Source organism: Shewanella sp. 38A_GOM-205m (assembly GCF_000518445.1).
Classification (GTDB): domain Bacteria; phylum Pseudomonadota; class Gammaproteobacteria; order Enterobacterales; family Shewanellaceae; genus Shewanella; species Shewanella algae.
This window is the reverse complement of the sequence record NZ_KI912437.1, coordinates 85,296-105,076: the sequence shown is the minus strand read 5'-3', so window position 1 is coordinate 105,076 and position 19,781 is coordinate 85,296. Positions and strand designations below refer to the sequence as shown.

The 19,781-nt window shown below is 55.4% G+C and carries 18 protein-coding genes; 9 read left to right on the top strand and 9 right to left on the bottom strand.

The genetic code is table 11. The features are described 5' to 3' along the window. Positions 1 to 11: 11 nt before the first annotated feature. From fis to prmA, 3 genes are all read right to left on the bottom strand, one after another. Entirely contained in the window at positions 12 to 317 is a 306-nt protein-coding gene (gene fis / locus N512_RS0119565; RefSeq protein WP_025011339.1) for a DNA-binding transcriptional regulator Fis, read from the bottom strand. A 14-nt stretch (positions 318 to 331) separates the two neighbouring features. Continuing rightward, complete coding sequence (gene dusB, locus N512_RS0119560; RefSeq protein WP_025011338.1) at positions 332 to 1,303, bottom strand: tRNA dihydrouridine synthase DusB; 972 nt, start codon at positions 1,301 to 1,303, stop codon at positions 332 to 334. Between the two features lie 152 nt (positions 1,304 to 1,455). Beyond that, the gene (prmA, locus tag N512_RS0119555; protein ID WP_028781386.1) at positions 1,456 to 2,337 is read right to left on the bottom strand and encodes a 50S ribosomal protein L11 methyltransferase; all 882 of its coding nucleotides are present in this window, start codon (positions 2,335 to 2,337) and stop codon (positions 1,456 to 1,458) included. A gap of 351 nt (positions 2,338 to 2,688) precedes the next feature. Here prmA and N512_RS0119550 point away from each other — a divergent pair, with 351 nt between their 5' ends. The 4 genes from N512_RS0119550 to N512_RS0119535 all read left to right on the top strand — a co-directional run bounded on the left by N512_RS0119550 (position 2,689) and on the right by N512_RS0119535 (position 7,028). Then, positions 2,689 to 3,414 carry a fumarate reductase cytochrome b subunit gene (locus N512_RS0119550; protein WP_051472885.1) on the top strand — a complete coding sequence of 242 codons (726 nt, stop codon included), beginning with the start codon at positions 2,689 to 2,691 and terminating at the stop codon, positions 3,412 to 3,414. A 130-nt stretch (positions 3,415 to 3,544) separates the two neighbouring features. Then, the gene (locus tag N512_RS0119545) at positions 3,545 to 4,210 is read left to right on the top strand and encodes a fumarate reductase cytochrome b subunit (RefSeq protein WP_025011335.1); all 666 of its coding nucleotides are present in this window, start codon (positions 3,545 to 3,547) and stop codon (positions 4,208 to 4,210) included. A 65-nt stretch (positions 4,211 to 4,275) separates the two neighbouring features. Further along, complete coding sequence (locus tag N512_RS0119540; RefSeq protein WP_028781384.1) at positions 4,276 to 6,303, top strand: fumarate reductase flavoprotein subunit; 2,028 nt, start codon at positions 4,276 to 4,278, stop codon at positions 6,301 to 6,303. After that, complete coding sequence (locus tag N512_RS0119535) at positions 6,300 to 7,028, top strand: fumarate reductase iron-sulfur subunit (protein ID WP_028781383.1); 729 nt, start codon at positions 6,300 to 6,302, stop codon at positions 7,026 to 7,028. The genes N512_RS0119540 and N512_RS0119535 overlap by 4 nt, the downstream gene beginning before the upstream one ends. Positions 7,029 to 7,165: 137 nt before the next feature. Here N512_RS0119535 and purD read toward each other — a convergent pair whose 3' ends face one another. Together purD and purH are read right to left on the bottom strand one after the other, a co-directional pair. Continuing rightward, entirely contained in the window at positions 7,166 to 8,461 is a 1,296-nt protein-coding gene (gene purD / locus N512_RS0119530; protein WP_028781382.1) for a phosphoribosylamine--glycine ligase, read from the bottom strand. A 134-nt stretch (positions 8,462 to 8,595) separates the two neighbouring features. Then, positions 8,596 to 10,185, bottom strand: coding sequence for a bifunctional phosphoribosylaminoimidazolecarboxamide formyltransferase/IMP cyclohydrolase (gene purH / locus N512_RS0119525; RefSeq protein WP_028781381.1), 1,590 nt, complete (start codon positions 10,183 to 10,185; stop codon positions 8,596 to 8,598). 276 nt (positions 10,186 to 10,461) lie between these two features. Here purH and zntR point away from each other — a divergent pair, with 276 nt between their 5' ends. Continuing rightward, positions 10,462 to 10,953: a Zn(2+)-responsive transcriptional regulator gene (zntR, locus tag N512_RS0119520; RefSeq protein WP_028781380.1), complete on the top strand. Its 492-nt coding sequence runs from the start codon at positions 10,462 to 10,464 to the stop codon at positions 10,951 to 10,953. Beyond that, a complete protein-coding gene (locus tag N512_RS0119515; RefSeq protein WP_028781379.1) occupies positions 10,947 to 12,281 on the top strand; it encodes an SO_0444 family Cu/Zn efflux transporter in 1,335 nt (444 codons plus the stop codon). Before zntR ends, N512_RS0119515 begins: the two co-directional genes overlap by 7 nt. A gap of 83 nt (positions 12,282 to 12,364) precedes the next feature. Here the strand turns inward: N512_RS0119515 and N512_RS24800 are convergent, their stop codons facing one another. Together N512_RS24800 and N512_RS0119505 are read right to left on the bottom strand one after the other, a co-directional pair. Beyond that, positions 12,365 to 12,496, bottom strand: a complete 132-nt coding sequence (locus N512_RS24800; protein WP_096141150.1) for a hypothetical protein — start codon at positions 12,494 to 12,496, stop codon at positions 12,365 to 12,367. Positions 12,497 to 12,914: 418 nt separating this feature from the next. Further along, the gene (locus N512_RS0119505) at positions 12,915 to 13,802 is read right to left on the bottom strand and encodes a DMT family transporter (protein ID WP_231473630.1); all 888 of its coding nucleotides are present in this window, start codon (positions 13,800 to 13,802) and stop codon (positions 12,915 to 12,917) included. Positions 13,803 to 13,939: 137 nt separating this feature from the next. Between N512_RS0119505 and N512_RS0119500 the strand changes: the two genes are divergently transcribed. Then, complete coding sequence (locus N512_RS0119500) at positions 13,940 to 14,743, top strand: AraC family transcriptional regulator (RefSeq protein ID WP_028781377.1); 804 nt, start codon at positions 13,940 to 13,942, stop codon at positions 14,741 to 14,743. A gap of 618 nt (positions 14,744 to 15,361) precedes the next feature. Here N512_RS0119500 and N512_RS0119490 read toward each other — a convergent pair. Continuing rightward, on the bottom strand, positions 15,362 to 15,739 hold the full coding sequence (locus N512_RS0119490) for a GreA/GreB family elongation factor (RefSeq protein WP_028781376.1): 378 nt from the start codon (positions 15,737 to 15,739) through the stop codon (positions 15,362 to 15,364). A gap of 243 nt (positions 15,740 to 15,982) precedes the next feature. Next, entirely contained in the window at positions 15,983 to 16,957 is a 975-nt protein-coding gene (locus N512_RS0119485) for a LysR family transcriptional regulator (RefSeq protein WP_028781375.1), read from the bottom strand. Between the two features lie 100 nt (positions 16,958 to 17,057). Between N512_RS0119485 and N512_RS0119480 the strand changes: the two genes are divergently transcribed. Beyond that, positions 17,058 to 18,107, top strand: a complete 1,050-nt coding sequence (locus N512_RS0119480; RefSeq protein ID WP_028781374.1) for an HlyD family secretion protein — start codon at positions 17,058 to 17,060, stop codon at positions 18,105 to 18,107. A gap of 13 nt (positions 18,108 to 18,120) precedes the next feature. After that, on the top strand, positions 18,121 to 19,701 hold the full coding sequence (locus N512_RS0119475; protein WP_025011547.1) for a DHA2 family efflux MFS transporter permease subunit: 1,581 nt from the start codon (positions 18,121 to 18,123) through the stop codon (positions 19,699 to 19,701). The last annotated feature ends 80 nt before the right edge of the window (positions 19,702 to 19,781 follow it).

The window sequence follows — 19,781 nt, the reverse complement described above, 5'->3', positions numbered from 1 at the left end:
CGAACTGGTTATCAGTTCATGCCGTATTTTTTCAGCTTCTTGCGCAGTGTGCCGCGGTTGATGCCCAGCATGTTGGCGGCGCGGGTCTGGTTGCCACGAGTGTGCTGCATAATGATATCAAGCAGAGGTGCTTCAACTTCGCATAGCACCATTTCATAAACTTCCTGAGCTTCTTGACCGTCCAACTGAGCGAAGAAGTTGCTGACAGCGCGCTTTACAGCGTCGCGCAGTAACTGGGGCTTGATGGTGCCGTTAGCGGTTTCGATTTTGCCTACGGTAAGCTGATGAGCTTCTGTGTGAGTTGTCTGATCAAACATTCGTATTCTGCTCTTTATTTATCTAGTACACATTCATCAAAAAAACGTTCCACCATGGAACATTGTTCTGCAGCGGTTTCCAGCCGGTTAAAGTCGGCACGGAACTGGCGCTGTTCTTCCTGGTCCAGGTACCATCCCATATGTTTTCTGGCGAAGCGGACGCCCTTTACTTCCCCATATAAATCATACAGTTTGGTTAGGTGTTCCAGCATCACTTGACGCTGCTCTGCCATCCCTATGGGCGCTAGCTTGCTACCTGTGTCCAGGTAATGCTGGATCTCTCTGAAAATCCAAGGCCTTCCCTGGGCACCCCGTCCTATCATCAGGGCATCGACACCTGTGTAATCCAGCACGAAACGCGCCTTCTCCGGACTATCGATGTCCCCGTTGGCGACAACAGGAATCGAGACATTCTGTTTGATTGCCTTGATGGTGTCGTACTCGGCATGACCCTTGTACATGCATTGGCGGGTGCGGCCATGAACCGCGAGCGCCGTAATGCCACTCTCTTCGGCAATCCGGGCGATTTGAACACCATTTCTGTGTTCTGGGGCCCAGCCCGTGCGAATCTTCAGCGTTACCGGCACATCCACTGCGGCAACCACGGCATCCAGTATTTTCTTTACCAGTTCCGGCGATTGCAGCAGGGCAGAACCCGCGAGCTTTTTATTCACTTTTTTTGCCGGACAACCCATGTTGATATCTATGATTTGGGCGCCTTGCTCTACATTGTAGCGGGCGGCCCAAGCCATATTATCGGGGTCAGCCCCGGCGATTTGTACTGAGCGTATGCCTTCTTCACCCGAGTGCGTCATTCTCTGGCGGCTCTTGTCCGTGTCCCAAAGGTCGGGATTGGACGAAAGCATCTCTGACACTGCCATGGCAGCACCATAACGGATACAGAGATTACGGAAGGCCTGATCGGTGACACCTGCCATTGGTGCCACGATCAGCTGATTCTTCAGTTGATAGGGTCCAATCTGCATTTTGCTGTTTCACCTTGCTCTTCAAAGGGGCGCTATAGTACGCCTTTTTGACAGCGGTGAAAAGGTCAATAAATGACCTGAGCAAAACTTTTTTACTTGACTTTTGATTGGTGGGAAGTCAGCGCCAGTGCGCTCTGGCGCCGCCTTTACCGCTATTTGCGTACTCCTGTCAAGCGGCTCCAATCTTCTTTGTGAACGGCTTCGTCCATCTCGAACCATTGAGTGTAAAATTCGCGGATCTCTTCTGCTTGTTCCTGCAGTAAACCGGACAGCGCCAGTTTGCCACCCGGACGAACCAACTCGGCGATCAGGGGGGCCAGTTCCCGCAGCGGTCCGGCCAGAATGTTGGCAACCAACACATCGGCCTGAATGCCTTTGGGTTGATCCTCAGGCAGGTAGAGGCTGAGTCTGTCATCTACGCCGTTGCGCTTGGCATTGTCGCGGGAAGCGTCTATCGCCTGGTAGTCTATGTCTATGCCTATGGCGTTGGTTGTGCCCAGCTTGAGACCGGCGACCGCCAGAATGCCGGAACCGCAGCCGAAGTCGACCAGCTGTTTACCTTGCAGATCCAGGCCATCGAGCCACTCCAGGCACAGGGCCGTTGTGGGATGAGTGCCTGTGCCAAAGGCCAGGCCGGGATCCAGGATTACGTTGACGGCTTCGGGATCCGGGATTTCACGCCAGCTGGGACAGATCCACAGGCGCTTGCCGAATTGAATAGGGTGGAAGCTGTCCATCCATTCGCGGACCCAGTCTTTATCTTCTATCTGCTCAATCTTGTAGTTGAGCTTGCCTTCGAGGAAGGGCAGTTGCTTGAGCATCTCGACTGTGGGAGTCAGATCTGTGCCGGCATCGAACAAGGCGACCACCACAGTGTCGGCCCACAGCGGGGTTTCGCCCAGTTTGGGCTCAAAAATCGGCGTATCTTTACCATCTTCAAAGGTGATGGACACGCTGCCTTCCTCCAGCAACAGGTCGCTGAGTGTCTCGGCGTGCTCGCTGCTGCTGTGGATGCGTAACTGGATCCAGGGCATGGAATCTTCTCTCGTGGGGGACAATAAAGCGCTATTGTAAGCCATAGGCTGCCGGCCTTGCCAGCACACCGGGGTAAAGAGGGCGGAGTGAAACCCGGTTTCAGGTTTGTTCGGTCAGCGGTTGGATTTACGGTAATTTGCTGTCTTTTTTGTTTTAAAGTTTCAAATAAACGTTTGATTTGTAGTGGATAATTGGTATTACCTCTGTTTTGCCGCAAGTGGTTTATTTGTGAGCGTGATCAGATAATCCCCCACTTTCGATTGAGGCAGGTCACATTCAGACTCCTTGGGCATTGGCGCAGTTTGGCTGTGAGTTATGTTGTAGATCCCAAGGATCTGTACCCAAAAAACATGCTGACAAAATATCACATCCCCGAGCGCTGGCTCGGTCATGCCAACAGCCACCACTGGTCGGCCAGAGCCGATCGCCTGCAGAGTGCCAGCGGCATTTTGCTGGGCATGTTTCTGTTGGCGCATCTTCACTTCGAATCCAGCATCATGCTGGGTAAAGAGGCTTTCTATAAGGTAGTGCAGGTGCTGGAAGGCGGTTGGTTCAGTGCCAGTGGCCACGGTTACCCACTGCTGACGCAACTCTTCTCTGTGTTTATTCTGCTGGTGGTGATACTGCATGCCGCCATGGCGCTGAGGCGCTTTCCGGCGCAGCTCGGCCAATGGCGGGCGCTGCGCAGCCATCTGCATCTGATCAAACACCGCGACAGCCACGCCTGGTTCTGGCAGTTGGCTACCGGCTTTATCCTGTTCTTCCTGGTGCCCATGCACCTGGTCACCATGATAGCCAATCCGGAAATCGGCCCCAATATGTCGGCCTACCGAGTCTGGCACGACAACACCTGGCTGCTGTATATCCTGCTGCTGCCTGCGGTGGTGATCCACGCCATGATAGGCCTGTATCGGGTGGCGGTGAAATGGGGCCTCAGCTTTAACCGCACTGGCCTGAGAAAAATAGCCAAGCTATTGATTGTATACCTTATTACGCTTGGTTTAGGCAGTTTGGTGACCTATATGCTGCTAGGCAATGAGCTGAGCCTGCCGTTGCAGCCGTTCGTTCCCGGTTAACTCAATATCAGTTAAAGGTAAATTAACCGGCAGAAGTTTGATCTGCCTCAGGGTTCGTTCGCCCTTTGTGATCCACATTGGTTTTACTATCTTTAAGCGGTTAAGCCATTGGATGACAGGGAGAATACGCATGATACGACTGAGTGAGCGCTGGGGCGGCTGGTTGGATCTGGGGCAGAGTGCTTCAGGCGTGTTGTTGGCGCTGTTTTTGTGGACTCACCTGTTGCTGGTGTCTTCAATATTGCTGGGGGCACCGGCAATGGAATGGGTGGCCCGCAACATGGAGCTGAGTTTTCTCAGTGATGATGGCCACGGCTATCCCTGGGTGGTGAGCCTGATAGCCATAGCCGTTGCCGGGTTGGCGTTACTGCATGTGTTGGTGGCCTTGCACAAGTTGCCTCTGTCGCTCAGGCAGCAAAAGGCTCTGAAACAGCAACTAGTGCAAATTGATCATGGCGATACCCGCTTGTGGGTGTGGCAGGCCGCTACCGGAGTGGTGATTTTGCTGCTGCTTCCTGTGCATCTTTGGTTGGTGGGTTCGGCCCCGGAAACCATAGGGCCACAGGGCTCGGCCGACAGGATTTGGAACCAGTATGCCTGGGCCTTGTACCTGCCACTGCTGCTGACAGTGGAGTTGCATGCCGCCATAGGACTTTACCGGGTGGCATTGAAATGGGGCGCGGCGCGGGATCTCAACAGCCGGGCGCGCCTTAGAAAAATTAAAACCATACTCAGTGTGGCGTTTGTCGCCGTAGGTCTGGCGTCCTTGCTGGCTTTTTGGCCCCACGCGAGCTGAGTATCGATAACCCAAACAGATAGCTTTAGGGCAAACGGCATTGGGCCGTCCCATAAGGAGTGTGTGTGAAACTCATCTATACGGATTCGTTGGTTGTCGGCGCCGGATTGGCGGGTCTGCGGGTAGCCATCGCTTCCAAAGAGCGTGGCCTGGATACCCTGGTACTGTCGCTGATCCCTGCCAAGCGTTCCCACTCGGCCGCGGCCCAGGGCGGCATGCAGGCCAGTCTCGGCAATACCGTCAAGGGCATGGGCGACAGCGAAGATGTGCATTTTCAGGACACGGTCAAAGGCTCAGACTGGGGCTGCGATCAGCAGGTGGCGCGAATGTTCGCCCACTGTGCTCCCAAGGCGGTGCGTGAGCTGGCCAACTGGGGCGTACCCTGGACCAGGGTGACTGCCGGGCCGCGTCAAGTAGTGGTCAATGCCGAAAAGGTGACTCTGGAAGAAGCCGCCGAGGCTCACGGGCTGATCAACGCCCGCGACTTTGGCGGTACCAAGAAATGGCGCACCTGTTACACCGCCGATGGTACCGGCCACTCGCTGCTGTATGCGGTGGACAATAAGGCGATCTCCATGGATATCCCGGTGCATGAGCGGGTCGAGGCACTGAAACTCATTCACGACGGCAGCCGCTGCCATGGGGTTATTGCCCGCTGTTTGATCACCGGTGAACTCAGGGCTTATATCGCCCGGGCCACCACCATAGCCACAGGCGGCTATGGCCGTATATATGAGGTGTCCACCAATGCGGTGATCTGTGAGGGGATAGGCCAGGCGCTGGCGCTGGAAACCGGGGTCGCAACCCTTGGCAATATGGAAGCCGTACAGTTCCACCCCACGGCCATAGTGCCCGTGGGCATTCTGACCACAGAGGGCTGCCGCGGAGACGGTGGCTTGCTGCGGGATAAAGACGGCTACCGCTTTATGCCCGACTATGAGCCGGAAAAGAAAGAGCTGGCCTCCCGTGACGTGGTATCACGGCGGATGACAGAGCATATGCGTAAGGGCAAGGGAGTCGATAGCCCCTATGGCCCGCACCTGTGGCTGGATATCACCCTGCTGGGGCGCAAACATGTGGAAACCAACCTGCGGGAAGTCAAAGAGATCTGCGAGAACTTCCTCGGCATAGATCCGGCCGAAGAGTGGATCCCGGTGCGGCCGACCCAACACTATTCCATGGGCGGTATTCGCACCAATCACACAGGAGAGAGCCCGCAGCTCAAGGGACTGTTCAGTGTCGGTGAGGCGGCCTGTTGGGACATGCATGGCTTTAACCGTTTGGGCGGTAATTCGCTGGCGGAAACCGTGGTCGGCGGCATGATCATAGGCAAATATGTGGCCGACTTCTGCGAGCAGGAGGAGCTGGTGCTGGATACGGCGCTGGTGCAGCGTTTCCGTGATGAGCTCAACCAAGAGATAGACGAGCTGCTGGCTCGGGAGCTGGGCGAGAGCCCGTTTGAGCTCAAGCGCCTGATGCAAAGAGTGATGATGGACTATGTCGGCATCTTCCGTAACGGCCCAGAGCTGGAAAAGGCGGTGGCCGAACTCAAGGATTTGCTGGCCCGCTCGCGCAATATTGTTGTCACCTGCAAGAAGCGCCACGCCAACCCCGAATTGGTCGAGGCCCTACGGGTCAGGCGTATGCTTAAGGTGGCACTGACTGTGGCCTGCGGCGCCCTGGCGCGCACCGAGAGCCGTGGCGCCCATGCCCGCGAGGATTACCCGCAGCGTAACGACAAAGACTGGCTCAGCCGTACCCTGGCCCGCTGGCCGGACGCCGATGCGCTGGAGCCTGTGCTCAGCTACGAGGCGCTGGATGTGATGCAGATGGAACTGCCGCCCGGTTATCGCGGCTATGGTGCCGACAATGCCATTGCCCATCCGGATACCGCCAAACGCGAGCAGGAGATTGCCGCCATTCTCGCGTCTTTGGGACCGGATGCCAGCGCTGAAGACAAGCAGCGGGCGTTGATGCCGTTCGAACTGCCGGAAAGCCTGCGCCCCGGCAACGAGCGCCTGAGCGACCGTCTGGCTTGCCCACAGACTTCAACCCCTTCTCAGCCTAACCCTGCCGGAGATGACAACGCATGAGTGGCCGCACTTTAACCTTCAGGATCTTCCGTTACGACCCACAGCAAGCGGGAGACAAGCCACAAATGGTGGACTATCAGCTGCAAGAAACCCCGGGGATGACGGTATTTATCGCCCTCAATCGCCTCAGGGAGGAGCAGGACCCATCGTTGCAGTTCGACTTTGTTTGTCGCGCCGGGATTTGCGGCAGCTGCGCCATGGTGATCAACGGCTTTCCTACCTTGGCTTGCCGCACCTTGACCGCTAAATATCCAGATGGACTGATCACCTTGATGCCGCTGCCAGGCTTTGAGCTGATAGGGGATCTGTCGGTCAACACTGGCAAGTTTATGCGTGAGCTGGCTGAAAGGCTCAAGCTGTGGCTGCACCCCAAGCCGGATCAGCAGGATATCCACCATCTGGAAGCCCCGATGGACCCGGAGGAAGCCGCCAGACTCTATGAACTGGAGCGCTGTGTGGAGTGCGGTGTCTGCGTCTCGGCCTGCGCTACCAAGCAGATGCGCGACACCTTTGTCGGCGCAGTCGGCATGATGAAAATCGCTCGCTTCGAGCTGGATAGCCGTGATGCCCGCAGCGCCGAGGACTTCTACCATGTGATAGGCAATCAGGATGGGGTGTTCGGTTGTATGACCCTGCTGGGATGTCAGGATAACTGTCCTAAAGACTTGCCCCATATGCAGCAGATAGCCTACCTGCGCCGCAAGATGGCCAGCACCTTGCTTTAAAGTGACTACGCCTTCAGGGAACTATGCCCTCAGAGAACTAAGCCCTTAAAGAGCTAAGCTGAGGTTCAAACAGAAAAGCCCGAAAAATCCCGGGCTTTTTTGTTGACTGTTGAGTCTGGCTAACTGAGTGAAAGCCGTTATGCCTGCTCGCGGGCAATGGCGCGATAGCCTATGTCGGTTCTGAAGTAGACATCGTCCCAATGGACTTCATCCACCAAGGCATAAGCGGCCTGTTGGGCCTCGGTCACTGTGTTGCCCAAAGCGGTGGCGCACAATACCCGGCCGCCATTGGTGACTACATGGCCATCGACCATCTTGGTACCGGCGTGGAACACCTTGGCTTCATTATTGCCGAGTGACAGCCCTTCGATAACATCACCCTTGCGGTAATCATCCGGATAACCCCCGGCGGCCATGACCACACCGACGGCGGCACGCTGATCATATTCGGCGCTGACCTTGTCCAGCTCACCACGGCAGGCGGCCAGGCAGAGCTCCACCAGATCCGACTTGAGGCGCATCATGATAGGTTGAGTCTCGGGGTCGCCAAAGCGGCAGTTGTATTCCAGCACCTTGGCACTGCCATCGGCGGCAATCATCAAGCCGGCATAGAGGAAGCCGGTGTAGACATTGCCTTCGGCGGCCATGCCGTCAACCGTTGGCCGGATAACATTGGCCATGACCCAATCGTGCACTGTTTGGGTGACGACCGGCGCCGGGGAGTAAGCACCCATGCCGCCTGTGTTGGGGCCGTTGTCGGCGTTGTCACGGGCCTTGTGATCCTGGCTGGTGGCCATAGGCAGAATATTGTTGCCGTCGACCATCACGATAAAGCTGGCTTCTTCGCCGCGCAGAAACTCCTCAACGACCACTCTGGAGCCGGCTTCGCCGAACTTGTTGCCTGCCAGCATATCGTCGATGGCGGCATCGGCCTCGGTTTGATCCTGGGCGATGATCACCCCTTTACCTGCGGCCAGACCATCGGCCTTGATCACCACAGGGAAACCTGTGCGACCGGCAAGCTCGGTGACATAGGCCTTGGCCGGGGCAATTTCAGTGAAGTTCTGGTAGTCGGCGGTTGGGATCCGGTGGCGGGCAAGAAAGTCTTTGGTAAAGGCCTTGGAGCCTTCCAGTTGCGCTGCCGCTTCGGTGGGGCCAAAGATATTCAGGCCTTCGGCGCGGAAGGCATCGACCACTCCCAGTACCAGAGGGGCCTCTGGGCCGACTATGGTGAGGGCTATCTGTTGTTGCTTGGCAAAGGCCAGCAGCGCCGGGATATCCGAGGCTTCTATCGCCAGGTTTTCCAGCTTGGGCTCCAGCGCAGTGCCGGCATTCCCCGGAGCAACAAATACGGTTTCCACGGCGGGAGATTGCGCTGCCTTCCAGGCCAGGGCATGTTCACGACCACCACCACCAATCACGAGTACTTGCATCTTCTTATCCTTTTTCGCTTAACGCCTTGCGGGCAGCTTCAGGCCGGGCAGGGCTTTGTTACGGCGAATCGCCGGAGGTTATTCCGGCGATAAGTTCATTGCATCAGTGCAGGCCGGTTTGGGCCTGCTGACTATCAGTGACGGAAGTGGCGCATATTGGTAAATACCATGGCCATTCCATGCTCGTCTGCAGCGGCAATCACCTCTTCATCGCGGATGGAGCCACCGGGTTGAATGATGCAGCTGATACCGGCAGCAGCAGCGGCATCGATACCGTCGCGGAAGGGGAAGAAGGCATCGGATGCCATCACTGAACCTTCCACGACCAAGCCTTCATCGGCGGCCTTGATACCGGCGATTTTGGCGCTGTAGACCCGGCTCATTTGACCTGCGCCCACCCCTATGGTCATGCCGTCTTTGGCATAAACAATGGCGTTGGACTTAACGAATTTGGCGACCTTCCAACAGAACAGCAGATCTTTGATTTCTTCGGCAGTAGGTTGACGCTTGCTGACCACCTTGAGGTCGGCCTCGGTCACCATGCCCTGATCTCTGTCCTGGATCAGCAGACCACCGTTGACCCGCTTGTAATCCAGGCCCTTGGTGCGGCCTTGCCACTGACCGCATTCAAGCAGACGGACATTGGCTTTCTTGGCAACCAGCTCGCGGGCTTGCTCGCTGACCTTAGGAGCGATGATCACTTCAACAAACTGACGCTCGACAATGGCCGCCGCAGTGGCGCCGTCCAGCTCACGGTTGAAGGCGATGATGCCGCCGAAGGCCGAGGTAGGGTCTGTCTTGAAGGCGCGGTTGTAGGCGTCCAGCAGATCGCTGCCCAGGGCGACACCACAGGGGTTGGCGTGCTTGACGATAACGCAGGCGGGTTGCTCAAATTCCTTGACGCATTCCAGTGCGGCGTCGGTGTCGGCGATATTGTTGTAAGACAGCGCCTTACCCTGCAGCTGCACGGCAGTGGCGACCGAGGCTTCGTCTGTGTTGAGGTCAACATAGAAGGCGGCACTCTGGTGGCTGTTCTCGCCGTAACGCAGATCTTGTTTCTTCAGCAACTGAGTGTTGAAGGTGCGCGGGAACTTGGAATCCTGATGACACTCATCCTTGCTGTGGGCCGGAACTTGAGTGCCGAAGTAGTTGGCTATCATGCCATCATAGGCGGCCGTATGTTCAAAGGCGGCAATGGCCAGATCGAAACGGGTCGCCAGAGTGGTTGAACCCTGGTGGGCCGCCATTTCTGCCAGTACGCGTTGATAGTCAGAGGCGTTGACCACTATGGTGACATCTTTGTGGTTCTTGGCCGCGGCGCGCACCATGGTCGGGCCGCCGATATCGATATTCTCGATGGCGTCTTCCAGGGTACAACCCGGCTTGGCAACGGTTTCGGCGAAGGGGTAGAGGTTAACGGCCACCAGGTCAATCGGGCCTATGCCGTTGGCTTCCATGACGGCTTCGTCCTGGCCTCGACGGGCGAGAATACCGCCATGCACTTTGGGATGCAGTGTCTTGACCCGGCCATCCATGATCTCTGGGTGACCTGTGTAGTCTGAAACTTCAATGACAGGTACAGCGTTATCCGCCAGCAAGCGGGCGGTGCCTCCGGTGGACAGCAGTTCAACGCCCTGGGCATGCAGCGCCTTGGCGAACTCCAGGATTCCGGTCTTATCAGATACGCTCAAGAGCGCGCGACGTATGGGTCTGGCATTATTCATTTGGGTACAGTATTCCACTTTTTTATATTCAAGGATCTTTCGGAAAACCAGGCAGTGCTGATTTGCATTGTTTTCCAAAAGTCCCTCGAATGGTCCGGGAACCCTCAAGGCGCGCCGTATTTTAACGTAAAACGATTTGCCGCGGTGTTTTTTCTACGCGTTTCACAATATTGCTCTGCGAACAAGCCAAAACCCCGAAGCGGGATAAAAAACACTTGACCTTGGATTAAGCTCTAAGCTTTATACTTGAATAGGAATTATTAGCAGGAACTGCATATGTACAGGATAGGTGAACTGGCCAAGCGCTTTGATATCAAGGCCGATACCCTGAGGTTTTACGAGAAACACGGCCTGCTGGCACCCTCTATGCGCACCGACTCCGGTTACCGGGTCTACAGCGACAGGGATGCCGAGCGGCTGAAGTTTATTCTCAGGGCCAAGGCGGTGGGTTTTACCCTGGGGGAGATAGCCGAACTCTTGTCCATTGAACTGGATAAGTCCAACCGTGCCTGCAGCGATGTCAAAGGCATGGTGGACGACAAGTTGGATAAGGTGCAGCAGAAAATTGCCGAGCTTAATCAGTTCCGCCAGTCTTTGCAGTTACTGTCGGATACTTGCTGTGGCGGCCCTGAAAGTGCCGAGCATTGTTCGATTTTGGAGGCGTTGGAGTCCTGTGACGATGAGCTGTCCCCCAGAGTCGAAACCGGCAAGGGTCACAATCACAGTCATGCCAATAGCCGTGTAAGTAGGGGCGCAAAATCATGTTGATGGATAATTTTATTGAGCTGTTTCTCGAGTCGGCACCCTGGCTGCTATTGGGGCTGGTGCTGGCGGGGCTGCTGAAGGTTTTTGTTCCCATGAGCTGGATGCAAAAACAATTGGGGGGCCATGGCCTCAAGACCACTGTCAAGGCGGCCCTGCTGGGCGCGCCTTTGCCGCTGTGTTCCTGCGGCGTTATCCCGGCCGCCGTTGGCCTGAGACGCAGTGGCGCCTCCAAGGCGGCCACCACCTCTTTTCTGGTATCGACCCCTGAAACCGGTGTCGATTCGGTCACTGTGTCCTATGTTCTGCTCGGCCCCTTTATGGCGATTGTCAGACCTATTGCCGCGGTATGCAGTGCCATAGTGGCGGGTTTGTTGGTTGGCCGCGATGATGAGCCGGTTTTGCCCTCTGAGGTAGTGAAGAAGAGCGAGCCGGAGAAGGCTCAAGCCAAAACAGTGGCTCAGTTCAAGCCGGCAGCCGCCGCCAACTACAGTCCTCTCAAGGCCGCGCCGACACAAGCTCAGAGTTCCTGCTGTGCCCCGGCCAAGGTGCAAGAGGCAGACTGCTGCAGTACGGCTAAGATCAGTACCGCTAAGGCCAGCACCGTCGGCGGGTCTTGTTGCTCTTCGGTCAAGGAAGAAGCCACTCAGTCCTGCTGCTCTCAACCTAAGGTAGCGACGGCTTCATGTTGTTCATCATCGCAATCGGCCTCGAACTGCTGCGACAGTGACGATATGGCGGCTGAACTCAAGTCGAAGTCTGTCTTGCATAGAGTGCTGGCCGGTCTTAAGTATGCTGCCACGGATCTGGTGCGTGACACCGCCATCTGGTTGCTGGTGGGGTTATTCTTTGCCGCGCTGGTACAGACCTATGTTCCGGGAGACTTCCTGGCCCAATGGGGCGGCGGTATTCTGGCCATGTTGGTGATGGTTCTCATCTCCATCCCCATGTATATCTGTGCCACAGCTTCGACGCCGATAGCGGCAGGTTTGCTGCTGGCCGGGGTTTCTCCGGGCGCTGTATTGGTGTTTATGCTGGCGGGACCAGCTACCAACATAGCCACCCTAGGCGTAGTAGCCAAAGAGATGGGTAAACGGGCGCTTTACGGCTATCTTGGCGGGGTACTCGGGGTGGCGCTGCTGGCCGGAATGCTGGTGAACCTGCTGGTGGCGAACTTTGGTTTTGAAGTGATGCCGCAGATAGGGGAAGAGCACCAGTTACTGCCACAGGCTGTGGTCAATTGGTCGGGGATTATTCTGGCGCTGCTGATGGCCAAGGTGATTTACGACAAGATCCCCAGGCGTTGGCTGCGGCGGGATTGCTGCTCCGGCTGACACTCCACTGCACAAGGGAAAGGCGCTCGATTGAGCGCCTTTCGTTTTATCTATTGCCAAACAGGGGCTGTGAAGGGAGGGGGTCATTTGCCTTGTTTGATATTCTCCACAGGATTGAGTTTGGCCTGTTTCTTGGCCATTTTGGCGGCCCGCTTCTCCTTGGCGGAGTGCATGGGTTTCTTCTTTTGCTCTTTGCTGTTTCTGTGCTCTTTCATGGTGTTTATTCCATTGATAGCGAAAGCCTGGCTGGGGTTTATCTCCCCGCTTCCTGCAATTTAAGATCCACTTACAGCTGGCATACCGGTCAGTCAGACACCGGCGTGATTCAACCAGTTGGTCGGCCAGGGCCGACTCGGATATTTTACGCCTGTTACCGAAATACTGCTGTCGGCTTCAATAGAATATTTGAGAATAACGCTTTGTTTTTGAGATGGTATTTGACTAAGGAGCGCGAACAAGTTTTATCTGTGCTGTGCGTCGGCTTGCATGCCTATATGCAAGCCGTGTTTCGCAGCCAATAGCCCTGGTCCTTTGCGAGAATTTCCTAAGAGTATTTCACTACAAAGTGGCCAGGGCCGTGCGAAAGATTGTGTGAGAGAGCGAGTGAAAGCCTGGGCGAATCACAACCCTTCTTTAAAGTGCTTCCGCCTTGAGCATGGCTCTTGGGCGTCTTGCACGGTACTGCACCAGGCTGACCCCGGTCAGCACCAAGGCACCGCCGACATAGTGAGGGACTCCCAACTGCTCACCCAGTAACGTGGATGCCAGCACTGCGGTGAAGATTGGCATCAGGTTCATAAAGATGGCGGTTCTCTCTGTGCCCAGCAGGGCAATCGCCTTGATCCAGGCCCAGGGCGCCAGAATCGAGGCACAGATAGCGGCATAGGCTATCAATGGCAGTGAAGCCTGAGTGATGCTGATACTGCTGGCAAAGAGCAGCAGGGGCGACAGCATGAACACGGCGAAAAGTATCTGCATATACAGCAAGTCCCAGGTCGGCAGTTGCAGCGACCAGCGTTTTAACAGCACGCCATAGAGGGCGTAGACCACGGCGGCCAGCAACAACAAGAGATCGCCGGGTACCACTGAGGTAGACAGCCTGGCCAAGTCGCCTTGGCTGAGCATAAACAGCAAACCGCTGAAGGAGACAAAGGCGCCCAGCAGTGCCAATTTGGAGAGCCTCACCCCGAGCAAAGGCACCGCCAGTAACAGGCTGAGAACCGGCACCAGAGAGGTGATCAGCGCCATATTGGTGGCGCTGGTGGTCGCTGCGGCAAAATACGCCAGACTTTGGTTCAGCACCATTCCCAGGCTTGCCAGCACGGCGAGTTTACCAAGATGGGGACGGATCATGGCGCGGCGGCGCCAAACCCCGGGGAGCAGCACTGGGGTCAAGAGCAAAAGTGCAAAAGCCCAACGGTAGAAAGAGATGGCTTCCGGCGCTATGACACCGGCGGAAAGTTTATTGACCAGACTATTGCCGGCCCAGATGGCTACGGCCAACAAGGGAAACAGATACAAAACAGGGCTCCTCAGAACTACGAGCAAGGCTCAACAGACAAACCTGGGTTGGATAATACGGGGCAGATTATTCCACGTCTTATGTGATATACATATCTGTTATCAGACAAAGTCAACCCGCCTTCGGACATTTGTATATGGCCAATATCTATCATCCACCTGAGCAGCATCCCGGTGACGGCTCGCAGGTATTCTTCTACTACCAGCAATTCTCACCCGATACGCTGACGCCTATGCACAGTCATGTATGGGGGCAACTGCAACTGAGCCGCGGCGGTTTGATGGAGCTGGTGGCTCAAGGACGGCGCTTTATGTCGTTGTCGCAGTGCGGTATCTGGATCCCGGCCGGAGTAAAGCATGAGAGCTACATGCGCCGCTGCGTGCAGTACAGTTCAATGAATGTGCCACTGGAACTGGCTGCCGGGTTGCCCAAGCATATCTGCCTGCTGGAGTTGAGCCCGATAGCGGAAGCTATTTTGATGGACTTGAACTCAAGAGGTGTCGAGCTGGCACATACACCTGAGGATCAAAGACTGCTTAAGGTGTTGTTGGATCAGCTGAGTCAGGCCAGGGAAGTGCAACCCTTTTTACCGGTAACCGACCATCCCATGTTGCTGGCCATAGCTGCCGAGCTGGAAGCCGAGCCTGAGGGCGGGCGCAGTTTTGCCGCCTGGGCCAATACCTTAGGTACCACAGAACGCACTTTGGCGCGTTTGTGCCAGGCAAGGCTTGGAATGAACTATACCGAGTGGCGGCAACGCTATCGCTTTATCCACAGTTTGCAGCTGCTGCGACAAGCGATTTCAGTGAAGGAGGTGGCACTGACGTTGGGTTACCACCAGACTTCGCCCTTTATCAGCCTGTTTCGCAAGTACGCAGGTTGTACACCGCAGGCCTACAGGCAACAGCTGGCCCAAGGAAGTGCGCTTGTCTTGCCTTGAAAAAAGGGGCGCCCTAAGGCGCCCAAAAGGTGGCTCGAAACTAAGGAAGGTGCGAACAAGTCCTCGTGGCACTCTGGCTTACACAGCAATTGGCGTTCAAGGCATCTGACTGAAGGCATGCCGGGGCCTGTCGAAGTCGGATAACGCAGAGAGCCGATTGCTGTGCAAGCCCCGAAGGGCGTGGCTTACAGGCCTGCCTGCTATGTTGTGTTTCTTGCAAAGGACTAGGGCCATTTGCTGCGAACCACGCCTTGCATTCAGGCCTGTAAGCCGACGCAGAGCACACATGGGACTTATTTGCACCTTCCCTAAGGAGTAGTTTGGGATTACTCCTGATCTGCGCGTTTTTCGCGTTTTTCCCGTCGTTTTTCTTTCAGGGATTTAGTCGGTTTTTTCTTTGCTTTTTCTTTACTCATGAGCGTATCTCCTCTTCAATGACCTCTCTCTACGCCGCCGCTTTGCCAGAGAGAGGGCTGTTTCCCCTTCGACCGACCGGGAAAGAGGCGGTGGCCGTCGAGGATTAAGCCAAACCCCGGATCATCCTGTCCGGGCCATTCACGGCTGAGTTAAACACTTCAAGGCACTGTCTCCTCTTTTTAAGCGTCAATAAGCATGCAATCAGGCCGGCAGGCAGGGCCTTGGCTGGTTCAGGGACAGGATCTGAAACAGCACAGGACCACCCGGTACATCCACTTCAATCAGATCATCCAGCGTACATCCGAGCAGGGCCTCACCCAGATCGGACAATACAGAGTAGCGGCCGGAGTCGGGATCATGTTGTTGTGGATAAACCAACTCCACCTCCAGAAACTCGCCGGTTTTGAGGTTTTGTAGACGCGCCTTGGTTCCCGGGTGCACCACACCGCCGCCGGGACAGGGCTGTGCCAGCCTGGCGATCACCGATGCCAGGGTCAGTGGCCTCAAAGACACATTGAACGAGTTTTGCAGATAGAGCTGCGATGTTTTGAATGAAAATAGATCTGCCAGTGCAGACAAAGATTTATACACCACCACAACCTCACAGGCTGAAACGGAAAATGAATAGAAAACTTTGCTACTGCCGGATGCGTGGCCGCACCCGGCTTACACTGGAAATGTCAGTGAAGTGCTCTTGAGAGGTAAAGTGTGACTGTACATAATGAGACTCCGCAACATCAATGCAAGTGCAAGCACTTAAAAATAAGGGAAAAAATCTAACTGGCCCTCACCATAGCCCAAGGAGATCGGAAAAGCAAACCCTCATTGGTCACAGCAGATATTGGTCGGGGTCATCTGGGCCAAATTCTCCGGGGGAATGACATAGGGAGGGATGTCCAGTACCAGACTGCCCCAGCGCTGAAATAGCGCCTCATAAAAGTATTCAACAAAGGTGCGGCACTTTCTCGGTAGATAGGCACGCTTGGGGTAGATGAGATTGATGGTGACATGTTCCATGGGAAAATCCTGCAGTATCGGCAACAAGTCACCCCGTTGCAGCGCATCATGGGCGATCATCATAGGTAGGCTGGCGATCCCAAGGCCATCTATGGCGGCTTCTCTGGCTAGGGTGATATTGTTGACCTGCAAGCGACAGTCGGGGATTATCTCTTGCCATTGCTTGCCATCAAAAATCCGCCAATTGCCATCTATGTAAGGCGATGCCAGGCGTATTCCTCTGTGGTTAAGCAGTTCGTCGGGTGTCGTTGGCGTGCCAAACCTCTCTAGATATTCCGGGCTGGCCATCAACACCTTGTGGGCATGTACCAGGCGAAAGTGTTCCAGTCTCGGGTCATCCAATCCCTGGACATGAAACATCACATCGACACCTTCTTCGACCATATCCACCTTGCGGTTGGTCAGCTCGGCTTCTATCTGCATTTGCGGATAGTCTTCCAGAAACCTGGCTATCACAGGACCGAGTGCCTGTTGGCCAAACTCTATCGGGCAAACGATACGCAAATTACCACGGATTGTCTGTTGGCTGGCGCTGAGTTGATCTTCGGCGCTGCGTAAATCTGTGAGTATTTTATTGACTTTGTTGAAGTAAATTGAACCTGCCTCAGTCAGTTTCAGGCTACGTGTGGTGCGCAACAACAGCTGTACCCCTGTGCTGTGCTCCAACTCGGCTATCTTACGGCTGACGGTCGCTTTGGTGATGCCCATCGCCTTGGCTGCGGCAGTAAAGCTTCCTTTATCAACAACTTGCGCAAAAATCTGTACCCGATTGAGATCCATATTATTGTTACACCTGTGAAACAGTGGGTTGAGTGTATGGCATCTAATAAATCTGCTGAGACAGTTGTAAAATACCACTCCAAAATTCAGGAGTCTAATTATGTTGAAGCCCAAGATGCTGATTGGGGGATCTGTGCTACTGGTGGCCATCTTGGTCGGCGGTTGGTACTGGTATCAGCAACTCAGATTTATCGAAACTACAGACAACGCTTATGTTGAAACCGACATTTCTCACCTGAGTGTAAAGGTGCCGGGTTATGTGGTTAAAACCGATATTACAGACAACCGGCACGTAGAAGCAGGGCAGTTGCTGGCACAACTGGAAGACAGTCAGTATCAGGCCAAGTTGTCGCAGGAGCAGGCGGCACTGGACAGTGCCAAAGCCGAATTGACCACTTTGGCTGCCAAGGTTGATCTGCAGCAGGCACTGATCACTCAGGCCAAGGCTGGAGTGGTCGCCGCCGAGTCAGATTTGCATCGTGCCCGTCAGCAATTGGAGCGCTCCGAAAAACTCAGACAGAAAAATTACAGTTCCCAGGATGATGTGGATCAGCTGACGGCCGCTGCCGATTCTGCCGCGGCTCGTCTGGATGAAGCCAAAGCCGCACTCAATGCCAAAGAGCGGGAACTGGCAGTGTTTAATGCCCAATTAACCCAGGCCGAGGCCAAGAGTCAGGAAGCGGGTGCGAGTTTGGAACTGGCTAAAATTCAACTGGCTGATACTCAGGTGCGGGCTCCATTTTCTGGAGTTGTGGGCAAACGCGGCGCCATGGTGGGGCAATACGTCCAGCCGGGGCAGTCGCTGTTCAGTTTGGTGCCGGATGGGGCCGTATGGATCACGGCGAACTTCAAAGAGACCCAGATCCAGCATATGCAGCCCGGTCAGCCGGTGCAGGTAAAGCTCGATGCGTTTCCCGACAAAACCTTTACTGGTGTTATCGATAGCCTGTCACCGGCCTCCGGCGCCAAATTCAGTCTGTTACCGGCGGAAAATGCCACGGGTAACTTCACCAAGATAGTTCAGAGGATCCCGGTAAGGATCCGCCTGCAGTTGGCAGAAGAAGATGCCAGAGTGATGCCCGGACTCAGTGCTGTCGTCAGTGTTGATACCGAGACCGGTGGCACCCTTGATGCCATCGCCCGCCGCTGAAGCTTGAACTCAGATGACTCAAGTTGCAATCACAGCAGCCACTGCCGCGTCGCAGGATGACAGCTATGGACCCGGCTCGCGCCGCGCCTGGATAGCCGTATTCGGCGGCCTGATTGGCGCCTTTATGGCGATTCTGGATATTCAGATCACCAATGCGTCGATGAAGGAGATCCAGGGTAGTCTGGGGGCCACGTTGGAAGAGGGATCCTGGATCTCGACCGCCTATCTGGTGGCCGAGATGATAGCCATTCCCCTGTCCGGCTGGTTGAGCACAGGTCTGTCGGTGCGGCGCTATCTGCTTTGGAACGCGCTGGCCTTTATTGTGGCTTCGTTGCTCTGTTCATTTGCCTGGAATTTGGAGGCGATGATCGCCTTTCGGGCACTGCAGGGTTTCTTTGGTGGCGCCCTTATTCCTCTGGCGTTTCGCTTGATTCTCGAATGCTTGCCCACTGAAAAACGCGCCGTCGGTATGGCATTGTTTGGGGTAACGGCAACTTTTGCGCCTTCCATTGGCCCCACTCTGGGCGGCTGGTTGACCGAACACCTCAGCTGGCACTATCTGTTTTACATTAATCTTCCCCCTGGCTTGGTGGTGATGGCCATGTTGGCCTACGGTTTGGAGAAGAAGCCGATTCTCTGGGACAAACTCAGCAACGCCGACTATTCCGGGATAGTGACTATGGCGCTGGGGATGGGATGCTTGGAAGTGGTGTTGGAGGAAGGTAATCGCAAGGATTGGTTTGGCTCGGATTTGATCCGTAATCTGGCCATCATAGCGGCAATCAATATCTGCCTGTTTATCTGGATCCAACTGCGCAAGTCTGCACCTTTGGTGAATTTAAGGCTTCTTGGGCAGAGAGACTTTGCTATTTCTACCTTAGCCTATTTCCTATTGGGGGCGGCGCTGTTTGGTGCCATCTATATGATCCCGCTGTTTCTGTCGCAGCTACATGACTACAGCCCGTTGGAAATCGGTGAGGTCATTATGTGGATGGGATTTCCGCAGCTCCTGGTGTTGCCACTGGTGCCGAGACTAATGCAGAAAGTTGACGGCCGTTACCTGGCGGCGTTCGGTTTTGCCATGTTGGCGCTCAGCTATTACATGAACAGCCATATGACCATGGATTATGCCGGACCGCAAATGATAGCGTCGCAGGTGGTTAGAGCCTTGGGACAGCCCTTTATCATGGTGCCGATTGGGATCCTGGCGACCATGCATCTCAAGCCTGAGCAAACGCCATCTGCGTCGACCGTGCTCAATGTGGTGCGCAACCTGGGCGGCGCCTTTGGGATTGCGCTGGTGGCGACTCTGACAGACAACCTTTCCAGAATGCATCTGGCGCATATCAAGGAAACCGTGCCCGCCGTGAGTGCCGGAGCCTATGAGGCGCTCAACGCCAACGCGGCGCTGTTGCAGGCAGCCGGCTCAGATCCGGTCACGGCTTCGGCACAAGCCAAGGCCTTATTAGCGCAGACCATGACCCAACAAGCCTATGTACAGGCCTACAACGATGTGTTTTTTATCATGGGCTGCCTGTTGGTTCTTGCCGTGGTGGCCGTGCTGTCTATCCGTAAGGCGGCACCTCAGGCGTAATCCGAAACATTTTCTTCATACCCTTTGGCCCGCCCCGTTGCGGGCATTTTTTTGCGCCGAATTTCAGACTGGTGTAGGCT